This is a genomic window from Alistipes shahii WAL 8301, assembly GCF_025145845.1.
Taxonomy (GTDB): domain Bacteria; phylum Bacteroidota; class Bacteroidia; order Bacteroidales; family Rikenellaceae; genus Alistipes; species Alistipes shahii.
Map to the genome: position 1 here is coordinate 3551890 of NZ_CP102253.1, position 21904 is coordinate 3573793.

The 21904-nt window shown below is 60.7% G+C and carries 18 protein-coding genes; 8 read left to right on the forward strand and 10 right to left on the reverse strand.

Annotated elements, in window-relative coordinates; genetic code table 11:
- The first annotated feature begins 4 nt into the window (after nt 1-4).
- The 6 genes from NQ492_RS15080 to NQ492_RS15105 all read left to right on the forward strand — a co-directional run bounded on the left by NQ492_RS15080 (nt 5) and on the right by NQ492_RS15105 (nt 6158).
- The gene (locus NQ492_RS15080; protein ID WP_015546092.1) at nt 5-772 is read left to right on the forward strand and encodes a 3'-5' exonuclease; all 768 of its coding nucleotides are present in this window, start codon (nt 5-7) and stop codon (nt 770-772) included.
- Nucleotides 769-2595 (forward strand): amino acid ABC transporter substrate-binding protein, encoded by a 1827-nt coding sequence (locus NQ492_RS15085; RefSeq protein ID WP_015546093.1) that lies wholly within the window; start codon nt 769-771, stop codon nt 2593-2595. Before NQ492_RS15080 ends, NQ492_RS15085 begins: the two co-directional genes overlap by 4 nt.
- A gap of 7 nt (nt 2596-2602) precedes the next feature.
- Nucleotides 2603-3250, forward strand: a complete 648-nt coding sequence (locus NQ492_RS15090; protein ID WP_022061871.1) for a redox-sensing transcriptional repressor Rex — start codon at nt 2603-2605, stop codon at nt 3248-3250.
- A gap of 25 nt (nt 3251-3275) precedes the next feature.
- Nucleotides 3276-3839: an FAD synthetase family protein gene (locus NQ492_RS15095; protein ID WP_015546094.1), complete on the forward strand. Its 564-nt coding sequence runs from the start codon at nt 3276-3278 to the stop codon at nt 3837-3839.
- Between the two features lie 7 nt (nt 3840-3846).
- Nucleotides 3847-4257 (forward strand): acyl-CoA thioesterase, encoded by a 411-nt coding sequence (locus tag NQ492_RS15100; protein WP_022061873.1) that lies wholly within the window; start codon nt 3847-3849, stop codon nt 4255-4257.
- A gap of 260 nt (nt 4258-4517) precedes the next feature.
- Entirely contained in the window at nt 4518-6158 is a 1641-nt protein-coding gene (locus NQ492_RS15105) for an ABC-F family ATP-binding cassette domain-containing protein (RefSeq protein WP_015546095.1), read from the forward strand.
- Nucleotides 6159-6253: 95 nt separating this feature from the next.
- Here the strand turns inward: NQ492_RS15105 and NQ492_RS15110 are convergent, their stop codons facing one another.
- Together NQ492_RS15110 and htpG are read right to left on the reverse strand one after the other, a co-directional pair.
- On the reverse strand, nt 6254-8149 hold the full coding sequence (locus NQ492_RS15110) for a thioredoxin domain-containing protein (protein WP_015546096.1): 1896 nt from the start codon (nt 8147-8149) through the stop codon (nt 6254-6256).
- Between the two features lie 150 nt (nt 8150-8299).
- Nucleotides 8300-10360 (reverse strand): molecular chaperone HtpG, encoded by a 2061-nt coding sequence (gene htpG / locus NQ492_RS15115; RefSeq protein ID WP_044054679.1) that lies wholly within the window; start codon nt 10358-10360, stop codon nt 8300-8302.
- 227 nt (nt 10361-10587) lie between these two features.
- Between htpG and NQ492_RS15120 the strand changes: the two genes are divergently transcribed.
- Entirely contained in the window at nt 10588-11106 is a 519-nt protein-coding gene (locus NQ492_RS15120; protein WP_015546097.1) for a nitroreductase family protein, read from the forward strand.
- Nucleotides 11107-11147: 41 nt separating this feature from the next.
- On the opposite strand, the gene NQ492_RS15125 is transcribed toward NQ492_RS15120, so the two are convergent.
- From NQ492_RS15125 to dnaE, 3 genes are read right to left on the reverse strand one after another with little or no spacing between them, the layout of a single operon-like run.
- Nucleotides 11148-12140, reverse strand: coding sequence for an aldose 1-epimerase (locus NQ492_RS15125; protein WP_015546098.1), 993 nt, complete (start codon nt 12138-12140; stop codon nt 11148-11150).
- Nucleotides 12140-12454, reverse strand: a complete 315-nt coding sequence (trxA, locus tag NQ492_RS15130) for a thioredoxin (RefSeq protein WP_022061499.1) — start codon at nt 12452-12454, stop codon at nt 12140-12142. Before trxA ends, NQ492_RS15125 begins: the two co-directional genes overlap by 1 nt.
- Before the next feature lie 38 nt (nt 12455-12492).
- Nucleotides 12493-16302 (reverse strand): DNA polymerase III subunit alpha, encoded by a 3810-nt coding sequence (dnaE, locus tag NQ492_RS15135; RefSeq protein ID WP_015546099.1) that lies wholly within the window; start codon nt 16300-16302, stop codon nt 12493-12495.
- Between the two features lie 200 nt (nt 16303-16502).
- Here dnaE and NQ492_RS15140 point away from each other — a divergent pair, with 200 nt between their 5' ends.
- Nucleotides 16503-16712: a putative signal transducing protein gene (locus tag NQ492_RS15140; RefSeq protein WP_015546100.1), complete on the forward strand. Its 210-nt coding sequence runs from the start codon at nt 16503-16505 to the stop codon at nt 16710-16712.
- A 42-nt stretch (nt 16713-16754) separates the two neighbouring features.
- Here the strand turns inward: NQ492_RS15140 and NQ492_RS15145 are convergent, their stop codons facing one another.
- The 5 genes from NQ492_RS15145 to NQ492_RS15165 all read right to left on the reverse strand — a co-directional run bounded on the left by NQ492_RS15145 (nt 16755) and on the right by NQ492_RS15165 (nt 21834).
- Nucleotides 16755-17501, reverse strand: a complete 747-nt coding sequence (locus NQ492_RS15145; RefSeq protein WP_015546101.1) for an energy transducer TonB — start codon at nt 17499-17501, stop codon at nt 16755-16757.
- A 30-nt stretch (nt 17502-17531) separates the two neighbouring features.
- Nucleotides 17532-18269: a shikimate dehydrogenase family protein gene (locus tag NQ492_RS15150; protein WP_015546102.1), complete on the reverse strand. Its 738-nt coding sequence runs from the start codon at nt 18267-18269 to the stop codon at nt 17532-17534.
- A 3-nt stretch (nt 18270-18272) separates the two neighbouring features.
- Nucleotides 18273-19214, reverse strand: coding sequence for a polyprenyl-phosphate transporter (locus NQ492_RS15155; protein WP_015546103.1), 942 nt, complete (start codon nt 19212-19214; stop codon nt 18273-18275).
- 651 nt (nt 19215-19865) lie between these two features.
- Nucleotides 19866-20162, reverse strand: coding sequence for a DUF3276 family protein (locus NQ492_RS15160; RefSeq protein ID WP_015546104.1), 297 nt, complete (start codon nt 20160-20162; stop codon nt 19866-19868).
- 100 nt (nt 20163-20262) lie between these two features.
- The gene (locus tag NQ492_RS15165; RefSeq protein ID WP_015546105.1) at nt 20263-21834 is read right to left on the reverse strand and encodes a S41 family peptidase; all 1572 of its coding nucleotides are present in this window, start codon (nt 21832-21834) and stop codon (nt 20263-20265) included.
- Between the last annotated feature and the right edge of the window lie 70 nt (nt 21835-21904).

A 21904-nucleotide genomic window follows, 5' to 3' on the forward strand; every position in this document is an offset into this window, starting at 1 on the left:
TCAGATGAAGCTGAACCTCAAACGACCGATCATCTTCTTCGACCTCGAAACCACCGGCGTGGACACCGCCCGGGACCGCATCGTGGAGATCTCGATGGTCAAGGTCATGCCCGACGGCGAGGAGATCACCAAAACCCGGCGGCTCAATCCCGGGATGCATATCCCCGAGGAGGCCTCGGCCATACACGGCATCACGGACGACGACGTGAGGGACTGCCCGACGTTCGCGCAGGTCGCGCGGTCGCTCGAACAGTTCATCCGCGGCTGCGACTTCGGCGGCTTCAACTCGAACCGCTTCGACCTGCCGGTGCTGGTCGAGGAGTTCCTGCGCGCCGGCGTGGACGTGGACTTCAAGCGCCGCAAGTTCATCGACGTGCAGAACATCTTCCACAAGAAGGAGCAGCGCACGCTGGTCGCGGCCTACAAGTTCTACTGCGACAAGGACCTGGAGGAGGCCCACTCGGCCGAGGCCGACACGAAGGCCACCTACGAGGTGCTGAAGGCCCAGCTGGACCGTTACGACGATCTGGAGAACGACATCGACAAGCTGGCCGAATACTCGTGCCGCGCCGAATCGGCCGACTACGCCGGGCGCATCCTCTACAACGAGAAGGGCGAGGAGGTCTTCGGGTTCGGCAAGTACAAGGGCCGTTCGGTGGCCGAGGTGTTCCGCATCGAGCCGAGCTACTACGCCTGGATGATGAACGGCGATTTCCCGCTCTACACCAAGAAGGTCATCACCGAAATCCGGATGCGCGATAAAATGAAATGACGATGAAACGACTCTGTGCCGCAGCTCTGATGATCGTGTGGGCTTTCTGCGCCGTTGCGGCGGGGAAGTCCGCAACGATCGTCTACATCAACGGTGCGAAATACTACATCCACACGGTGCAGGCGGGCGAGACGCTCTACGGGCTTTCGAAAACCTACGGGGTGGGCGAGAAGGTGATTCTCGAAAACAACCCCTCGATCGCCCGCGGCCTGAAAACCGCCGAGAATATCAAGATCCCCTTCGTGGCCGACGTTCCCGAACCCAAGTCGGACAAGAAGCTGCGCAAGACCTTCGACTTCCATTTCGTGTCGAAGGGCGAGACGCTCTACGCCATTTCGCGGCAGTACGAGATTCCGGTGAAAACCCTTCTGGAGGACAACCCGAACCTCGACCCGCTGCACATGCGCCTCGGCGAACGCATCCTGATCCGCAGGAAACAGATCGGCTCGGAGGACGAAGCCGGAACGAAGGAGCAGTGGGAGGAGTACCGGCAGTCGCTGAACAGCGTGGCCGAGGAAGGCACGGCCTACCACATCGTCCATCCGGGCGAGACGTTCTATTCGCTCTCGCGCCGCTTCGGGATCACCGAGGCGGAGTTCAGCGCGCTCAACGGCGGACTGAAACCCGTGGACCTCAAGGCCGGGGCCATGGTCAAGATTCCCGCGCCCGAGGCCGGACAGATTCCGGAGGGCGCCGACAGCCTCCAACGGCAGGACAGCGTGCCGGAGACCGGGCAGCAGGTCGTGCAGATCGACTTCCGGGCGCTCCGGGCCGGCGACCCGCTCGACGTGGCGCTGCTGCTGCCCCTCGCCACGGGCGGCGAGCCTAACGGCAACTACCTGGAGTTCTATCAGGGTTTTCTGCTGGGGCTGGACAGCGTGAAGCTCAAATACGGACGTTCGGTGAACGTGGACCTCTACAACACGGCCCGCGACACGGCGCGCATCCGCGAAATCGTCGAAAGCGACGCCTTCCGGAAAGCCGACCTGATCGTCGGCCCCGTCTACGAGGAGGGGCTGTATCCGGTGATCCGCTTCGCCGAGGAGAAAAAGATTCCCGTGGTGTCGCCGCTGGCCAATATCGAGGGGATGAACAGCGACGTGCTGTTCCAGCTCGCGCCCGACCCTTCGCGCAAGTACGAGAAGGCGGGCGATCTGGTGAACGGCGACAAGCGCGTGACGCTGATCTGCACCGAGTCTGCCGACAAGGAGTTCGAGCGCGAGATGCTCGCGCTGCTGGGCGATTCGGAGTACCGCCGCTATACCTATAAATACGAGCATCCCACGGCCCGCTCGGCCGACAGCCCGAGCGACCTCACGCCGCTGCTGGAGAATACGGACGACAACGTTTTCATCATCCTCTCCGACAACGAGGTGGACATCGACCGCATTCTCGCGGCTCTGGCCTCGGCCGATACGAGCCTTACGAGCCGCGGCCGCACGGCGCCCCGCTTCGTGGTGCTGGGCAACACCCGCTGGAACCGCTACAACACCGTCGACCGCGCGATGTTCTTCAAGAACCGCGTGATCTTCTTCTCGACCTACCACGCCAAACGCGACTCGGAGACCGTGCGGGCGTTCGACGACGCCTACATCCGTTCGTTCTGCGCGCTGCCGACCCTCTTTTCCTACCGGGGCTACGACACGGCGATGATCTTCGCCCCGGCCATGTACGGCGACATCGAGTACGACCTCGAAGACCGCCGCTACACGCCGTTGCAGACGACCTATCGGTTCGGGCAGAACGAAGGCCGCGAGAACCACGTCAACCGCAACTGGACGCGGGTCAACTACAACAGCGACTACACCATAACCATCGAATGACAGAGCCATGGCAACTTTGACGAATACGATTCCCGAGAAAACCATCGAGCGATTGAGCGAGTACCGCCGCACGCTGCTCGCCAGCCATCGGCAGGGCATCACGCATATCTTTTCGCACGTACTGGCCGGCATCCACGGCATCACGGCCGTGCAGGTGCGCCGCGACCTGATGCTGATCGGCTTCTCGAGCGACACGAAGAAGGGCTATGACGTGCAGGTGCTGATCGAGTACATCAGCCGCATCCTCGACAGCCCCTCGCCCATGAACATCGCCGTGCTGGGCATGGGCCATCTGGGCCAGGCCATCACCAAATATTTCAACGGCAAGGGGCTCAAGCTGAAGATCACCGCGGCGTTCGACGTCGACCCCGAAAAGGTCGGCAAGACGATCGACGGCATCCCGTGCTACCATATGGACTCCTTCGAGGAGGTGGTCGAGGACAAGGACATCTCGATCGTCATCGTCTCCTCGCCGACGAAGGTGGCTCCGAATCTCGTGCTGCCGATCATCAATGCCGGCATACGGGGGGTGCTGAATTTCACCTCCACGCCGCTGAACTTCCCGCAGGGGATCATCGTCGAGAATTACGACATCACCACGCTGCTCGAAAAAGTCGCCTACTTCGTCAAGGAGAGCGACGGGAGCAATTCGTAACCGTGTGCCGGAGAGGGAGAGAGAGATGAGGGTATTTCACGGTTTCGACGCACTTCCGCACTTCGTCCGTCCGGCGGTCACCGTCGGGTCGTACGACGGCGTGCACCTGGGCCACCGCGCCCTGATCGGGCGGCTGATCGCCGAGGCCCGCGCCAACGGCGGCGAAAGCATCGTGCTGACCTTCGAGCCGCACCCGCGCATCACGCTGGGAAAGGCCGAAGGGCTGCGGCTGCTGACGACGCTCGACGAGAAAACGGCCCTGCTGGAAGAGCTGGGGGTGGATAACGTGATCGTCATTCCCTTCGACAGGGCGTTCAGCGCCTTGTCTGGAGAGGAGTTCGCGGACGATTACCTGATCGGAAAGGTCGGCGCCGAAACGCTCGTCGCGGGCTACAACCACCGTTTCGGCCACGACCGGATCGACTGCGACACGCTCGCGGCGTCGGGACGGCTCCGCGTCGTGAAGGTGGGTCCGTGCAGGGTCGACGGCGAGCATGTCAGTTCGACCGTGATCCGCCGGCTGCTGGATGAGGGGAAAACCGCAGAGGCCGAATTGTTACTTGGATATTCCCTGCAAACCGAAAAATAAAGAAAACATGTTAAGTCACGATTGTCAGATACGCGTGTGGTACAAGCACACCGACCAGATGGCCATTTGCCACCATTCGAATTACATCTGCTACTACGAAGCCGCCCGCAGCGAGTTCCTGCGCGCGCTGGGCATGTCGTTCGCCGAGGTCGAACGGCGGGGCATTATGATGCCGATCCTCGAAGTGCAGTCGAAATACCGCAAGCCGGCCTATTTCGACGAACTGCTGACCGTGCGCATCATCCTCCGGGAAATGCCCTCGACACGCATCAATTTCTTCTACGAAATCTACAACGAGCGGGGCGACCTGCTCAATACGGGCATGACCCAGCTGGGCTTCATCCACAGCGATTCGCGGCGTCCGTGCCGCTGTCCGGAATGGTTCCTGGAGCTGATCCGCAGCCGCTGGACCGAATAAGACGCCCCGTTTCGGGTCCGATTCATGCCGCTTCGCCCTGCGAAGCGGTTTTTTCTGCGCCGTGACGGCATTTTCATCGCCCGGAAAGTCCCTCCCCGCAGTCCGGATTCCGGGACCGCTCCGTCGGGGCGGAAGCAAACCGGCGTTCGCTTCTGCGCCCGACGTTTCGTACCTTTGGATACTCCCGCTCGGCAATGTTCAAGTAAATTTGACATTGCCATCGCTTATTCGTACCTTTGCGGCTCAATTTGCGACAACTTATGATTTCAATAGACGGCCTCACCGTAGAGTTCAGCGGCACGACGCTTTTCAAAGACATCTCCTTCACGATCGGCGACAAGGACCGGATCGCCCTGATGGGCAAAAACGGAGCGGGCAAATCGACCCTGCTGAAGATCATCGCCGGAGTGCGTTCGGCCACGCGGGGGCGCGTGACCGTGGGCGAAGGCGGGAAAGTGGGGTATCTGCCCCAGCACCTTCAGGTGGAGGACGGGCGCACGCTCGTCGAGGAGGCGTCGCGGGCCTTCGAACACCTGTTCGAAATCGAGCGGCGGATCGCGGCGCTCAACGAGCAGCTCACGACCCGCACCGACTACGAAAGCGAGTCGTATATGCGGCTGATCGAGGAGGTCACGGCCATCTCCGAGAAGTTCTATGCCGTGGACCTCACCAACTATCAGGAAGACGTAGAGCGCATTCTGCTGGGGCTGGGCTTCGAACGGAGCGACTTCACGCGCCAGACCTCCGAATTCTCGGGCGGCTGGCGCATGCGCATCGAGCTGGCCAAGCTGCTGTTGCAGAAACCCGACCTGCTGCTCTTGGACGAGCCGACGAACCACCTCGACATCGAGTCGATCGAGTGGCTGGAGGATTTCCTGATGAACAACGCCAAGGCCGTAATGGTCATTTCCCACGACAAGGCTTTCGTGGACCACATCACCACGCGCACCATCGAGATCGCCCGCGGACGCATCTACGACTACAAGGTCAACTACTCCCATTACCTCGAACTCCGCAGGGAGCGTCGCGAGCAGCAGCAGGCGGCCTACGACAACCAGCAGAAGATGATCGCCGAGACCCGCGAGTTCATCGAGCGTTTCAAGGGGACCTATTCGAAGACCAATCAGGTGCAGTCGCGCGTGCGGATGCTCGAAAAACTGGAACTCATCGAGGTGGACGAGGAGGACCGGTCGGCGCTGAACCTGCGCTTTCCGCCCGCCCCGCGTTCGGGTTCCTATCCGGTCATCACCTCCGAACTGGGCAAGGCGTACGGCGACCACCGGGTGTTCAGCGACGTGTCGATCACCATCGGGCGCGGCGACAAGGTGGCTTTCGTGGGGCGCAACGGCGAGGGCAAGTCGACGATGGTCAAGGCCATCATGGGGCAGATCGACTTCGAGGGCGAGATCCGGATCGGCCATAACGTCCGGATCGGTTACTTCGCGCAGAACGAAGCGTCGGGGCTCGACGAGTCGATCACCGTCTTCAAGACCGTCGACGACATCGCCGTGGGCGACATCCGGACCCGTATCCGCGACATTCTGGGGGCCTTCATGTTCGGCAAGGAGGCCAGCGAGAAGCTCGTAAAGGTGTTGTCGGGCGGCGAACGGACGCGTCTGGCGATGATCAAGCTGTTGCTGGAACCGGTCAACCTGCTGATCCTCGACGAGCCGACCAACCACCTCGACCTGAAGACCAAGGAGATTCTCAAAGAGGCGCTGATGGCTTTCGACGGCACGCTGATCGTCGTCTCCCACGACCGCGATTTTCTCGACGGGCTGACATCCAAAATCTACGAATTCTCCCACGGCCGCGTCACCGAGCACCTCGACGGGGTCTACGGTTTCCTCCGGAAGAAGAAAATTGAAAATATCAGCGAAATCGAACGGCGCAAGGCGTAGACGCCGCGCCTGTGAAGTCCCGGACCCTCGGGATTCCGTGCCGCCCGTCCTTGGCGCAGACAAAACGGCCGCCCTGCAAGGGGCGGCCGTTTCCGTTATTCGATCATCTTTTTGAGCGTCTTTTTCAGCTTGTCGTGGTTGCGCAGGTCGTTGCGCAGTTTGCTGTTGCCGTCCCGGTCGACGAGCACGTAGGAGGGGATGCCGTCGACTTTGAACTTTTCGCACAGATATTTCCATTGCTCCTCGTTCAGCCGGTAATGCTTGCCGGCGATTTTGCCGATCTGGGTCTTGTAGGTCACCAGCGGCGAGGTCTCGTTGGCAAGGTAAATCCACACGATGTCGTCCGATTTCAGTTCCCCGGTTTTCAGCGGCTCGTTGGCCTTGATCGCCGCCTGGCAGGGTCCGCACCAGGTGTTCCAGAAATCGACCAGCACGACCTTGCCCTTGCAGGGCGCGACGATGGCGTCGAAAAGCTTGTCGGGGGCCACGTCGGGCGTCTCTTCGATCTTCACCTTGCCTTCCAGCGCCGCCAGCTCCCTGCGCACCCTGGCCTGAATAGCCTCGCACGCCTCGGCGTAGAACGGATTCTTCAGCGAACGGAGCGAGGCGAGGTCAGCCTCGGTGAGTTCGCAGTTCGCGGCTTTCGCGGCCATCGGAACGGCTTTGCGCAGATCTACGACAAGACCGTTCTCTGCATGGATAATATCCGCCCAGTCGAAAGCCGAGTAGCTGATGGCTGTCCGGTAGTCGGGTTCGAACTCGCCCATCAGCAGTTTCGGGTCATTGATGTCGAACAATCCGCAGACAGCGGCATAATGTTTCGGCTCCAGTGTGGCAAATTTGTAGTCGATCTTTGCATTGCGGTCCCAAAGATTGTTTACCGAGCGGTAGTTGTGTTCGAGAAGACTGCTGCACGTTACCATGACACAGAGAGCCTCCTGCTTGAGCGAGAGCAGGTTCAGTTCCTTCATCATCTCCGACATGCCGCTGCGGGCGACGCTGTCGGTCAGCATTTTGTATTTGGATACGATCATCTGCGCATATTCGTCCGCCGTCATCCGGTAATCCGCGAATTTGCCCGTATAGAAATCGAACCCGATCTGTTTTTCGGCCCTCATGTCGTACAGCATATTCAGGTCGGCATAGGTTCCCGTCGCATACAGCTTACGGTCGTGTGAGGCTTTTCGTTCCTTGCCGCGGCGCTGGACGATGGATTTGCCCTTCTCTGTGAGGTCAACGTAAATATCCGCGGTTTCCCCGGGAGCCGTCCAGAAATTCAGGTGCATCGAGCCGGGACCGGCCGGATTGCCATAGATCAGCGACGGGCCGTATTGCCCGAATTTAAAGGTCGCAACGCCCGTCTCGGGGTCGATGGGAGCGTCTTTGCGCTCGTGACCGGTCAGCATCGAATTGATATAAAGCGTCATGTCCTTGTACATCCCTTCGCGGAATCCTAACAGGTGGATGTTGACCCTCGTTTCGCCGACGGCGAAGATCGGATCGGGCACCGGACCGTCCTTCGGGGCCTTGCGCAGCTCCCGGGGCAGCCCCTCGGGAAATTCGGGGTACTCCGTTTTGCCCGTCAGGTCCACGCCGTAGAGTTTGAAACAGTCGTCGCAGTCCGATTCGATGAAGTCGAACGACTTTGTTCCGCGGGGCAGGGGAGGAAACCGCAGCACGAACGACGCGCGGCCCGACTTCGGCATCCAGAACAGCGAGTCGGGCGTTATGCCTTCGGCCCCGGTGAGCATGAATCTCCGGGCGGGGATTTGCAGATAGCTGTCCGACGAAATGACGATCCAGTTTTTGGGCCGGTAGTAGGCGTTCACGTGGAGCACGGTCGCCGTGTCGCTCAATTCGACTTTCACGATGTCGAGCGTCCGGGTGTTGGCCGTTTCGATCAGCGGGTTTTCCACGACCCGGTCGGCCGGGGTGCAGGACGGCAGCAGCGCACCGAGCGCCGCTGCGATCAGGAACAGAAGGTTTCTCATGGCAGGTTGGTTGGGTTTGTAGTGACAAACAAATGTAGTCTTTTTTTGCTGTTTTTGCAACTGTTTCCGCAAAAAACGGTTGGATGGCCCGGAACGGAAAAGGGACCGCACTCCGAAAGTGCGGCCCCTTCTCTGCAAACCCTTCAAAAACTATTTTCCGATCAGCGAAATCGAACGCTGGATGAAATCCGTCAGGTTCTTGCCCTTGAGCATGCCGTTGGTCAGCAGCGCCAGGTCGATGATCTGCTTGACGAGGCGGTTTTCGCCGCCGATCTCGCGCAGACGCTGGTTGCGCTCGTCGCGCAGGGTGACGATCTTCTTCGACAGCTCCTCGCGCGTGGATTTCTCCTCGGACGAAAGTTCCTCCTCCTTCTTGCCCCTCACGACCTCGTCGAAACGCTTCTCCTCGGCCACCGCGGCGTCGATCTTCTTGGTGATCGACTTCAGTTTGTCGCCGTAGGACTTCTCCACGTCGGCGAGGATGTCGATGACGATGGGGTGGTTGGCGTTGACCGCGATGGTGAAGTTGTCGGGCATCTGTCCGTAGAACTGGCTCATGCCCCCGCCGCCCGTCTGGGCCATCTCCTTCATGCGGCGCATGAACTCGTTCTGCGTGATCACCACCGGAGCCTCGTCGGGCGACATGGCCTCGAACGAGATGTTGTAGTGAATCTTGTCGTCCTTGGGCATCTGGCTCTCGAAAACGGGCGTCAGCACCTCCTGCTGGCCCTCGGTGAGCGACATCTTGACATTCTCCTCCTTCTGGATCAGCTTGTCGACCACGTCGCTGTCGACGCGCACGAAACGCGACTCCTTGTTCTTCGACTCGTACCAGTTGATGTAGTGGCTGTCCAGCTGCCCGTCCATCACCAGCACGTCGTATCCCTTGCCTTTGGCCGCTTCGAGGAACGTGTGCTTCTCCACGGGATCGTCCACATAGAGGAACACCTCCGTCTTGTTCTTGTCGGTCTGGTTCTCCTTCACCTTCTCCGCATACTCCTTGGGGGTGAAATATTTGCCTTCGACGTTCTTCCAGAGCATGATCCCGGCGGCCTTCTCGGCGAACTTCTCGTCGGTGAGGATGCCGTACTGGATGAAGATTTTCAGGTCGTCCCACTTCGCCTCGTAGTCCGAACGCATGGTCGAGAACAACTCCTGCAAGCGGTCTGCGACCTTGCGGGTGATGTAGCTCGAAATCTTCTTCACGTTGGCGTCGCTTTGCAGGTAGCTGCGCGATACGTTGAGCGGAATGTCCGGCGAGTCGATCACGCCGTGCAGCAGCGTCAGGTACTCCGGCACGATGCCCTCGACCTGATCCGTCACATAGACCTGATTCGAATAGAGCTGGATCTTGTTCTTCTGGATCTCGAAGTTGTTGTGAATCTTCGGGAAGTAGAGGATGCCCGTCAGGTGGAACGGATAGTCGATATTGAGGTGGATCGAGAACAGCGGCTCGTCGCTCATCGGGTAGAGTTCGCGGTAGAACTCCTTGTACTGCTCCTCGGTGATGTCGGCGGGCTTGCGGGTCCACAGCGGCTCGACGTTGTTGATGATGTTGTCCTTGTCGGTGTCGACGTATTTGCCGTCCTTCCACTCCTTGACCTTGCCGAAGGCGATGGGCACGGGCAGGAAGCGGCAGTACTTCTTCAGCAGGGCCTCGACCTGCGCATCCTCGGCGTATTCGAGCGAATCCTCCGAGAGGTGCAGCACGATGGTCGTGCCGCGGTCGCGTGCCTCGTCAGTCTCCTCCATCTCGAACTCGGGCGACCCGGTGCAGCTCCAATGTACGGTTTTAGAACCCTCTTTATAGGATTTCGTGAAAATCTCGACCTTGTCCGACACCATGAATGCCGAGTAGAATCCCAGTCCGAAATGTCCGATAATGGCCTGGTTCTTATACTTCTCCATGAACTCCTCGGCGCCCGAGAAGGCGATCTGGTTGATGTATTTGTCCACCTCCTCGGCCGTCATGCCGACGCCGCGGTCGGTCACGGTGAGCGTTTTCTTCTCCTTGTCGGCGGCGACGCGGATCGTCACATCGCCCAGATCGCCCTTGGCCTCGCCGATCGACGAGAGGGTTTTCAGCTTCTGGGTGGCGTCCACGGCGTTCGAAATCAGCTCGCGCAGGAAAATTTCATGGTCCGAGTAGAGGAATTTCTTGATGACGGGGAAAATGTTCTCCGTCGTAACTCCGATTTTTCCGTTTTTCATAGTGCTATCGTTGTTGTTGTATTTGATTTCCTGCCCTTCCTGCAACAAACGGTGTGCCAGTACTTTTTTTCTGCCATTCTGTCAGCCGGACCTGCCAAAACGGAGCGCCCGGTTGTATAACGGCGCGAATTTTTATACCTTTGGAGGCGTAACGGCCCTTTTTACCGGTCGGGAGGTTTCGAATCGCCCGGCCTGTCCGTACCTTTATATAATTAAAACCTTTGCAAATGGATTTTCTGAAACTGGCGAAAAAGCGGTACGCCTGCCGCAAATACCTCTCCAGGCAAGTGGAGCCGGAGAAACTGGAGCTGATCCTCGAAGCGGGCCGCGTGGCCCCCACGGGCGCCAACCGCCAGCCCCAGCGGCTGGTGGTCGTGCAGTCGAAGGAGGGCATGGAACGCCTTGCGCGCTGCACGCGCGATTTCGGCGCCCCGACGGCCGTCATCGTCTGCGCCGACACCTCCGAGGCGTGGACCCGCAAGTACGACGGCAAGAACATTTCGGACATCGACGCGTCGATCGTCACCGACCACATGATGCTTGCCGCCGCGTCGCTGAACCTCGACACGCTGTGGATCTGCATGTTCAAACCCGAAGCCGTGCGCGAGGAGTTCGCCCTTCCGGCGAACGTCGAACCCGTGAACATCCTGCTGATCGGCTACGGCGACGGCCCGGCGGCCGATCCCAACCGCCACGACACGCTGCGCAAACCGCTCTCCGCGACGGTCTTCCACGAGAGGTTTTGAGACAAAAAAGAGGATCGACTGGCGATCCTCTTTTTTTACCCCTATTTCGCATACAGGCGGAAAGTCGTGCGCCACGACTCGCCCGGGTCAATGGCCCGAAACCCTTCGGCCGCGGGATCGGCGGCGTTGGGGGCGTTCGTGGTCCATGTCTGCGGCTCGGGACAGCAGTAGGGCACTTGCCCTCCGTTGTTCCACAGCGTCCAGTAGGTCGTCTGCTCGTCGACCTCGTAGCAGGTTCTCGCGCCCGTGCGCAGGTGCTCGACCAGCGCGCCGCGGAACGGTTTGCCGTCCACGTCGATCTCGCGCAGCGTAAAACCCGCCTCGATCGGCCCGCAGCCGGTGACCTGAAGCCCTTCGCGGCGCAATTTGGAAAATTGCTCCGACAGCGGCAGCCTGCGTCCCGTCGGAAGGTTGCGGCCGTCGAGTTCGACCTCTTCCCCGACAGCCAGGCGCATCACGTAGTCGGCGTCGGTCCCGCCCGCAAAGGGAATCGTCAGCGGGGTGTGAAAACCCACGCCCAGGGGCATGCGGGTCTCGCTGCGGTTGAAGAACACCACCTCCTGCTCCAACCCTTCGGCCGTGAGCCGGTAGGTGATCTTGCACTTGAACTCGTGCGGGAAATCGCGGTAAACGGCATCGTTCCCCGCATTGGCGTAGTAACGGCATTCGATCATCACCTCCCTGTCCGTCTCGCGGGCCTTCGACACCAGGAACGCCTCGCTCTTGAGGACGCCGTGGTGGTAGTTCCGTTCCCTCTCGATGGTGATGGGATACTGGTACGTGCGTCCCTCGAAGACGTAACGGCCGTCGGCGATGCGGTTGGGCGGGAACAGGATCGGAAGCCCGAAGACCTGCGGACGGCTCCGGAACGTCTCGATCTCCCCGGGTCCGGGCGTGCGCAGAATCTCCGCGCCCAGCCGGGTGTTGGCCAGCCGCACGAGGTTGGCCCCCATCTCCGGAATCAGCAGCGCCGTATACTCCCCCTTGGAGAACTCCACGCCTTTCAGCCCGTGGAAGTCGATGGCGCGCAGCATCAGAGAAGCTTCTCGATCTTGGCCTTCAGGGCATCCTTCGGGCATGCGCCGACCTGCTTGTCGACCAGCTCGCCGCCCTTGAGGAAGACGATCGTCGGGATGTTCCTCACGCCGTACTTCATCGTGATGTCGTCGTTCTCCTCGACGTCGCACTTGCCGATGACGACCTTGCCTTCGTATTCCGCAGCCAGTTCGTCCACGATGGGCGACATCGTGCGGCAGGGACCGCACCATTCGGCCCAGAAGTCGATGACCACCGGCTGATCGCCTGCGACCAGCGCTTCGAAATTGTCTTTGTTGATTGCCAATGCCATAGCTTTGAGTTTTTTGTTGATTATCAATTAAAGTATGCTTATGCGATTGAGTAGTGGATGCTGTTGTCGTCCAAATATCCGACCAGAGATTGCGAGAGGCTCACCTTGTGGCTTTTCGAGAAGAGGCGCAGCGAGACCTGCGCTCCGCGGTCGTAGACGTTCAGGCGCAGCAGCGTGTCGCCCTTCGACTCGCGGACCCTCTCCGTCAGGTCGTGGATGAACGCTTCGGTCACCTCCTCGATCGGCAGCTGCACGATCATCTCCTTGATCGTGTCGCGCATCTCCTGCAACTGAACCATCGAAATGATCTTGAATTCCAGCTCCTTGTCGTTGTAGGGCTTGGCCTGCACGCGGCCCCGGACGAAGAGGAAATAGTCCGGGAAAAGGTATTTGCGGAAATTCTCGTAGTCCTTGCCGAAGAGGGCGAACTCGTGGCCTCCGTTGTAGTCCTCGAGTTTGAACTTGCCCCACGGCTTGCCGGTCTTGGTCATCAGGTTCTGCACGCCCACGACCATGCCCGCCACGGCGATCTCCTGCCCCTTGAGGGCGTCGAGGTTCTCCAGCTCCGAAAGCTGGGTCTTGCACATGTGGTCGATGATGATTTTGTAATCGTCGAGCGGGTGCGCCGAGAGGTAAAGGCCCACCATTTCGCGCTCCTTCGTGAGTTTTTCCAACTGGCTCCAGTCGGCGCAGGCCGGAAGCACCGGGCGCTGGATGTCCACGTGCTCGCCGCCGCCGAACAGACTCTGCTGGGCGTTGTTCTGCTCGGTCTGGAACCGCTGCCCGTAGCGCATCAGCTGCTCGATGAAGGTGATGCCGCTCGAATCGCGCAGGTCGACGCCGAAATACTTGCAGCGTGCGAAATCCGAGATCGAGTCGAACGCCCCGGCGTAAGCCAGGTTTTCGAGGCATTTGCGGTTGACGAGCGAGTAGTTCACGCGCTCGACGAAGTCGTATATGTCCTTGAAAGGCCCGTTGGCCTTGCGTTCGGCGATGATGCTCTCCACGGCCGCCGCACCGACGCCCTTCACCGCCGCGAGGCCGAAGCGCACGTCCCCGGCGGCGTTGGACGAGAAGGTCCGCATCGACTCGTTGATGTCGGGTCCCATGACGCTGATGCCCATGCGCTTGCACTCGTTCATGTAGAGCGTCAGCTGCTCGATGTTCGTGAGGTTTCGGCTCAACACGGCAGCCATGTACTCCGAAGGGTAGTTGGCCTTGAGGTAGGCCGTCTGGTAAGCCACCCACGAGTAGCACGTGGCGTGCGACTTGTTGAACGCGTAGGAGGCGAATTTCTCCCAGTCGCCCCAGATCTTTTCGAGCACCTTCGGATCGTGTCCGTTCTTCCTGCCGCCCTCGATGAACTTGGGTTTCAGGTGGTCCAGCTTGTCCTTGAGTTTCTTGCCCATGGCCTTGCGGAGCGTGTCCGACTCGCCGCGGGTGAAGTTGGCCAGAAGACGCGACAGCAACATGACCTGCTCCTGGTAGACCGTGATGCCGTAGGTGTCCTTGAGGTACTTCTCCATCACGGGGATGTCGTACTCGATGGGGCTGCGGCCGTGCTTGCGGGCGATGAAGTCCGGGATGTAGTCCATCGGGCCGGGCCGGTAGAGGGCGTTCATCGCGATCAGGTCCTCGAAGGTCGAGGGTTGCAGCTCGCGCAGGTACTTCTGCATGCCCGCGGACTCGAACTGGAACGTCCCGACGGTGCGGCCCTCGCCGTAGAGGCGGTAGGTCGCGGGGTCGTTGATGATCGTGAAGTCGTCGATGTCGATCTTCACGCCCTTGGTCAGGCGGATGTTCTCCACGGCGTCCTTGATGATCGAAAGGGTCTTCAGCCCCAGGAAGTCCATCTTGATCAGTCCCGTGTCCTCGATCACCGAACCCTCGTACTGCGTGACGAGCATCTTCTCGCCGGTCTCCTTGTCGTCGGCCGTCGAGACGGGGACCCAGTCCGTGATGTCGTCGCGGCAGATGATCGTGCCGCAGGCGTGCACGCCCGTGTTGCGGACATTTCCTTCGAGCATCTTGGCGTAACGGATCGTATCGCGCAGAATCGGGTTGTCCGACTGTTCGGCGGCTTTCAGTTCGGGGACGTAGTCGATGGCGTTCTGCAAGTTGAGCTTCTTGTCGGGAATCTTGTCCGGCACGAGTTTGCAGAGGCGGTCCGACTCCGAGAGCATCAGTTTCTGCACGCGCGCCACGTCCTTGATGGCCAGTTTGGTGGCCATCGTGCCGTAGGTGATGATGTGCGCCACCTTCTCCTTGCCGTATTTCTGCGTCACCCAGTTCAGGACCCTTCCGCGGCCGTCGTCGTCGAAGTCGACGTCAATATCGGGGAGCGAAATACGGTCGGGGTTCAGGAAACGCTCGAACAGCAGGTCGTAGGCGATGGGGTCGATCTGCGTGATGCCGAGGCAGTAGGCCACGGCCGATCCGGCGGCCGATCCGCGGCCCGGACCCACCGACACGTCCAGCTCCTCGCGCGCGGCGCGTATGAAGTCCTGCACGATCAGGAAGTAGCCCGGGAAACCCATCGTCTTCATAATGTGCAGCTCGAATTTCAGCCGTTCCTCCTGCTCTTCGGTCAGCTGCTCGCCGTAGCGCCTGTGCGCGCCGTCCATCGTCAGCTTGGCCAGATAGTCGGCCTCGAACTTGATGCGGTAGAGTTTGTCGTAACCTCCTAATTTCTGAATCTTCTTGAGTCCCTCCTCCTCCGACATCACCACGTTGCCGTTCTCGTCGCGCGTGAATTCATCGAAAAGGTCCTTTTCCGTGAGCCGGGCGCGGTATTCGGCCTCGGTTCCGAACTCCTCGGGGATCTCGAAGTTAGGCATGATCGGCGCATGGTCGATCGAGTAGCACTCGATCTGGTTGCAGATGTCGACGGTCGTCGACATCGCCTCGGGGTCGGTCTGGCCGAAGATCGCGGCCATCTCGGCCGTCGTCTTGAGCCACTCCTGCTTCGAGTAGAGCATGCGCTTGGGGTCGTCGAGGTCCTTGCCCGTCGAGAGACAGATCAGCCGGTCGTGCGCCTCGGCGTTGTCTTCGTCCACGAAGTGCACGTCGTTGGTGCAGACCATTCTGACGTTGTGCTTCGCGGCCAGTTCGCGCAGGTGCTTGTTCACGTGCAGCTGCATGGGATAGGCCTCGTGGTTGGCCCGCTCGACGGTGGCCTTGTGGAGTTGCAGTTCGAGGTAATAGTCGTCGCCGAAGACCTTCTTGTGCCATCGGATCGACTCCTCGGCCTTTTCGAGGTCGTTGGCCGTGATGGCGCGCGGAACCTCGCCCGCCAGACAGGCCGAACAGCAGATCAGCCCTTCGTGGTATTTCTCGATCTCCGTGCGGTCGGTTCGCGGACGCATGTAGAAACCTTCGGTCCACGCCTTCGAGACGATCTTGATGAGGTTGTGGTATCCCTTGAGGTTCTTGGCCAGCAGGATCAGGTGGTAGCCGCTCTGGTCGGGCTTGCCCTCCTTGTCGTGGAGCCGGCGGCGCGCCACGTAGACCTCGCAGCCGATGATGGGCTTGAAGGCGAGTTTGCGCCGGCACTCCTCCAGTTGTCTTTCGCATTTGGCGATCTCGGCAGCAGGGTCGGCGCAGGTCTCCGTGCCGTCGCGCAGGGCGGCGATGCGGGCCTCCGCCTCGGCGGCCTTGTCCTTGCATTTGCCCTTGACTTTCTGGACGTAGTTGTAGAACTCCTTGATGCCGAACATGTCGCCGTGGTCCGTCACGGCGATGCCGGGCTGTCCGTCGGCCATGGCCTTGTCCACGAGCCGCTGGACGCTGGCCTGTCCGTCGAGGATCGAATATTGCGTATGTACGTGAAGGTGTACGAATTGGGGCATTGCGTCAAAATTTTGCTACGACAAAGATAATATAAATCGGGGGTATAATCAAATGCCGGACGACTTGTTTTGCCGGGATGCGGCCCCTCTCCGGTTCCGGACGAAGATAATGTTTTTTTATTGAAGAATTCATGGCAGGGCTATTGCATTTTACCGATAAAATGCTTAACTTTAAACACCGAACCAAAAACCGAAGAATTATGCAAGACGACACGTTGGTTGTACTGGCGGAGTACAACACCATCACAGAGGCCGAGATCGCCAAGTCGATGCTCGACAGCGCCGGTATCTGGTCGACGATCCGCAACGAATACATGTCGGCCATCTACCCGATAGGGACCATGCCCGCCCAGATTGTCGTCCGCGAAGAGGACTACGAGAAGGCGAAGGCGATGCTCCACCACCGATAAGAACCCCATGAAAAAGCTCCGCTGCACGGCGGAGCTTTTCGTTCAGTTGTTGTGGTAGTTGACCCGGTATTCGTAGGCCGTCCGCTGGGGCACGCCGCGCACCTTGCGGGGCGTCCATTTGCCCTTGCTGCTGCGGATGACGCGGAGCACCTCTTTGGTCAGCCGCTCGTCGGGCGACTGCACGACCTCGCCGATGGCGATGCGCCCGTCCGGCTCGATGTAGAACCGCACGTGCACCACTCCCTCCACGCCCTTCTCCGTGAAACGCCCGTCGTAGCGGACACGCATCTTGGCCCACGCGTGGAAATTCTCGTCCGGATTTTCCCCCATGAAGAGCAGCGGATCGGCGTCCTGCGCCCTCCGGATCTTCTCGACCGGAATGCGGATCGTCATCCGCGAGGTGTAGGAGACCGGACTTCCGTCGGCCAGCGTCGCGGGACTCCACGTTCCGCCCAGACGGTCGTACGCCTTCTCCATCGCCCGGCGGGTGGCCGCCGTCGCCGGAGCGAACTCCGCATGGTCGCGGCCCTCCTGCGTATTGTCCATGTAGCGCCACTCCGCGACGTTTCCCGCCTTGTCGATTTGCAGGGCGATGCCCACGACCGGAGAGATCGAGTCCGCCGGAATCTGCTGCTCAATGGCAATCCTCTCGACCGTGGCGGCCATGCGCGTCATAAAGACCCTGATCACCGCGCCGTTGAATGCGGGAGGCGTCACCTCCGACTGCGCGAAGACCGCTCCCGTTCCGGCAAGCAGAACGAATAATATCGACAACAAGCGGTTTTTCATAACATTATAAGATTTATTTAAAGCCCCGCTTTAAGCATTCCAGATGCGCCACGAGGCTTCGGCCTGCCCGACGAACATCGTCCGCCCGTTCAGAATATGCGCCCCGCGCTGACGGCCGTAGTCGAGGAATTGCGTCAGCGGCGGATTGTAGACCAGGTCGAGCAGGTAGTGCTCCGGCGTGACATAGGCATAGGGGATACGCGGCGCGGCATCGACGTTGGGGTAGGTCCCCACGGGCGATGCGTTGACAATCAACCGGCTGGCTTCCACTGCCTCACACGGCAGATCATCGTAGGTGTAGTTGCCTTTCGCCGCTTCGCGCGAGACCAGCGCAAAGGGGATGTCGCGTTCGGCAAGGGCATACTGCACGGCCTGCGAAGCGCCTCCCGTGCCGAGCACGAGAGCCTGCACGGGCTGGGCCGCGCCCAGCAGTTCGTTCAGCGCGGCCCGGAGGCCGATGACATCGGTGTTGTGGCCCGCGAGACGCCCGTCCGCCGTGCGGCGGATGCAGTTGACGGCCCCGATGGCCTCGGCCTCGGGCGACACCGAATCCAGAAAGGCCATTACGTCGCGCTTGTAGGGAATCGTGACGTTCAGCCCGCAAAGCTCCGGGAGACGCTCCAGCAGACCGGGCAGGTCTCCGATCGACCCGAGTTCGTAAAGCGAGTATTCACAGTCGGTTACCCCCTCTCTGTTGAACTTTTCCGTGAAGTAGGCGGCCGAAGCCGAATGCCCCAGCGGGCGTCCGATCAGTCCGAAGCGTCGCATGGGTTACTTCTCCTCTTTTTTGACGATGATGCGCGCCAGCAGTTCGATGCCGTAGATGGCCAGAAATCCGACGACGCAGAGCAGAACCGCCTGCACAAGCTGCGATGGCTGGCCGGTGAGCTGTTCGAAGGTCCCGGGAGCGACGTTGTGCTGGACGAGCGGCTGTGCGACGCCGTGGCTGTCGAGGTAGGTCTCGGCGGTCTCCTTCCACGGCCAGACCTTGTTGAGCGAGCCGACCATGAAGCCCATCAGCACGGCCACCGTGACGTCGTGCCAGTGTTTGAGCAGCCACGACAGCAGGTGCGAGAAGGAGATGATGCCCGCCGCGGCTCCGACGACGAAGATCACGATGACGGGAATGTTCAGATCGCCCACGGCCTGCATGATATATTGGTATTTGCCCAGCAGCAGCAGGATGAAGGCCCCGGAGATGCCGGGCAGGATCATGGCGCAGATGGCGATGGCGCCCGAAAGCATCACGAACCACCAGTCGTTGGGGGTTTCTGCGGGCGTGGCGACGGTGATCCACCAGGCCGCGGCGGCCCCTGCGACGAACGCGAGGAGGCTCCGCCAGTCCCAGCGTCCGATTTGCCGGGCGACGAGCAGCGCCGAGGCGATGATCAACCCGAAGAAGAACGACCAGATGGCGATGGGGTGGTAGGTCAGCAGATAGGTCATCAGGCGAGCCAGCGAAAAGATCGCAATGGCGATGCCCAGCAGCACGGGCAGCAGGAAACTTCCGTTGATATGACGCCAGAACTCGCCGAGGCGGAGTTTCAGCAGCAGCTTGAGCGCCGTGGCGTTGACGCTGCGGATCGAGTCGAGCAGTTCTTCGTAGATACCCGAAATGAAAGCGATCGTACCGCCCGAGACGCCGGGAACTACGTCGGCCATACCCATGGCGCACCCTTTGAGCGCAAGTACGATGTACCGGGAAAAATTCATGGTCTGTTTGCGTATTTTGGTTTTAAACGCAAAGATACGAATAAGCCGGATACAAAAGCAAACTTGTTTGCGATTTTGTTCAGGCGGAGTATCTTCGGCGCAGCCAAAGATAGGGGATAAAAGACGAACGCCCGCGTTCCGAAAATTAAGTTTTCATCAATTTTTCGGGAGCCTGCCGTTTTTCGCACCCACCTGCGTCCGCCGCTGCCGGACCTTCTCCCGCTCTCCGGCAGGTTCCGGGGACATCCCGTGCGGATAAGCCTCCGCCGCGGAGGGATTTCCCGCAGTCGGCACCGCTCCTTTCGGAATGCCGCGCTGCGCAGGGCGCACATTCGTCCCAAACAACCGCTGCCGGACGTTCTCCCGCTCCCTGCGGCAGGGTCCGGGGACATCCCGTGCGGATAGGCCTCCGCCGCGGAGGGATTTCCCGCAGTCGGCGCCGCTCCTTTCGGAATGCCGCGCTGTGCAGGGCGCACATTCGTCCCAAACAACCGCTGCCGGACGTTTTCCCTCTCCCCGGCAGGTCCGGGGACATCCCGGGCGGAAAAGCGTCCGCCGCCTCCCGGGAGCTGTCGCCGGACTCCGGCGCATCTTACGGCGGAACCGGGCCGGCGGCCGATTCCCGCGCGCTCCGAAACGGATCGGAACGGGCTATTCCTCCGGCTCGGGGCACGCCTTGCTGCGGCGGATGAACTCGACGACCTCGTGCAGACCGTCGGCGAATTTCGAAAAATCCTCCTTGTAGAGGAATATCTTGTGGCGGTCGTAGCTCGACGTGCCGTCGGGGGCCGTGATTTTGCGGCTCTCGGTGATGGTCAGGAAATAGTCGTCGCCGCGCGTGGCCCGGACATCGAAAAAATAGGTCCGGCGGCCCGCCTTTACGGCTTTGGAAAGAATCTGGGCTTCGTAATCCTCGCCTTCGCGACGGAGATGGGTTGGGGATAGCATGGGTTTCGTTTTTGGGTTGGTTTCAGCTTTTTCAGCACACGCTCGTATCTACGAATATACGCAAAAAAAAGCGAATTTCCAAAAACTTGAAGGGCTATTTTCACGGTTCCAGAACCGGCTGGCCCGATTTGTCCCAATCTTCGAGAATCGCCACGGCCCGGGCGTAGGCGGGGCTTGCGGCGGGGTTGATGATCCGAAAATAGGCTCCCGTGCCGAACAGCCGCTGCGCCGCGAGGGCTTTGAGCTGCATGCGCACGAGGGGTTCGGAGACGGCGAACCCTTCGGCGTCGAACTTCACGCCGCGGCTTTCACCGAGCGCCGTGAGCCTTTCGAGAACCTCGTCCGAGGGGGTATACCCGGCGTCGAAGGCCTCGAACGAGGCGTAGCGGCGCGAGAGGCTGTCGCGCGAACCGTCGAGCCAGTCGCCCACGAAATCGGCCACGATGCCGCGGCGGATCAGTTCGCCGTAGTAGTTCGAGAAACCCGCCGTGTCGGCCTCGACGAGGATGTCGGGACGGATGCCTCCGCCGCCGTAGACCGTGCGTCCGGTGCGGAGCGTGCGGTAGGCCGGGGCCGCCGCGTCGAGCGAATCACGTGCGGCATCGTCATAACGGCGCAGGTGGTCGAGGTAGTACTCGCGGCGCTTCCCCTTCTCGTAGGGACGCTGGATGACGCGGCCCGAAGGGGTGTGATAACGGGCCACGGTGATGCGCACGGCCGAACCGTCCGAAAGCCCGATCTGCCGCTGCACGAGACCCTTGCCGAAGCTCGGGCGGCCTACGACCACGCCGCGGTCCCAGTCCTGCACGGCCCCTGCGACGATCTCCGAAGCCGAAGCCGACGATTCGTCGATCAGCACCACGAGACGTCCCTTGAGGTCCTCGCCGTTGGTCTGGGTGCGGAACGACGACGCCGGAACGGCGCGCCCCTCGGTCGAGACGATCACCGCGCCGCGCGGCAGGAAGAATCCCGCCATCCCGATCGCCTGCTCCAGCAGGCCGCCGCCGTTGCCCCGCAGGTCGAGGATCAGCCCTTCGGGCCGTCCCAGCTTGCGGTAGGCCTCGGTGAATTCGTCCATCGTGGTGCGGCCGAAGCGGTTGACCTTGATATAGCCGATGCCCTCGCCGGCCAGATAGGAGGCGTCGACGGTGTTCAGGGGGATTTTGTCGCGGACGATCACGAAATGAAGCCGTCCGGGCGTGCCGTGGCGCACGACGTCGATTCCGACCTTCGTGCCGGTCTTGCCCCGCAGGTGTTTGGGCACGTCCGTGCGGCTCATCCCCACGGCGTCGAGCGTATCAATGCGCACGATGCGGTCGTTGGCCCTGACGCCGACCCGTTCGGCTGGTCCCCCGGCGATGGTGTTCACCACGATCACCGTGTCGCGCAGGACGTTGAACTCCACGCCGATGCCGCTGAATTCCCCGTCGAAACTCTCCTGCACGCCCTTCATCTCCTCGGCGCCGATGTAGGCCGAGTGGGGGTCCAGCTCTTCGAGCATGCCCGTGATGGCGCCCTCGACGACGGGTTTCATCTCCACCTCGTCGACGTAAAGACCCGAAAGATAACGGAAAACCTGCGCGAGTTTCTGGAACTGGCGCGCATCGTCCTCGTTCTGCGCCGCGAGGGGCAGGACGGAGAGGGTAGCGAGTATGACGAATAATCGGCGCATGATTCGATTCAAAATTCACAATTCATAATTCACAATCCGACTTTGCGGCAAAAGCCCGCAGGTCGGCTTC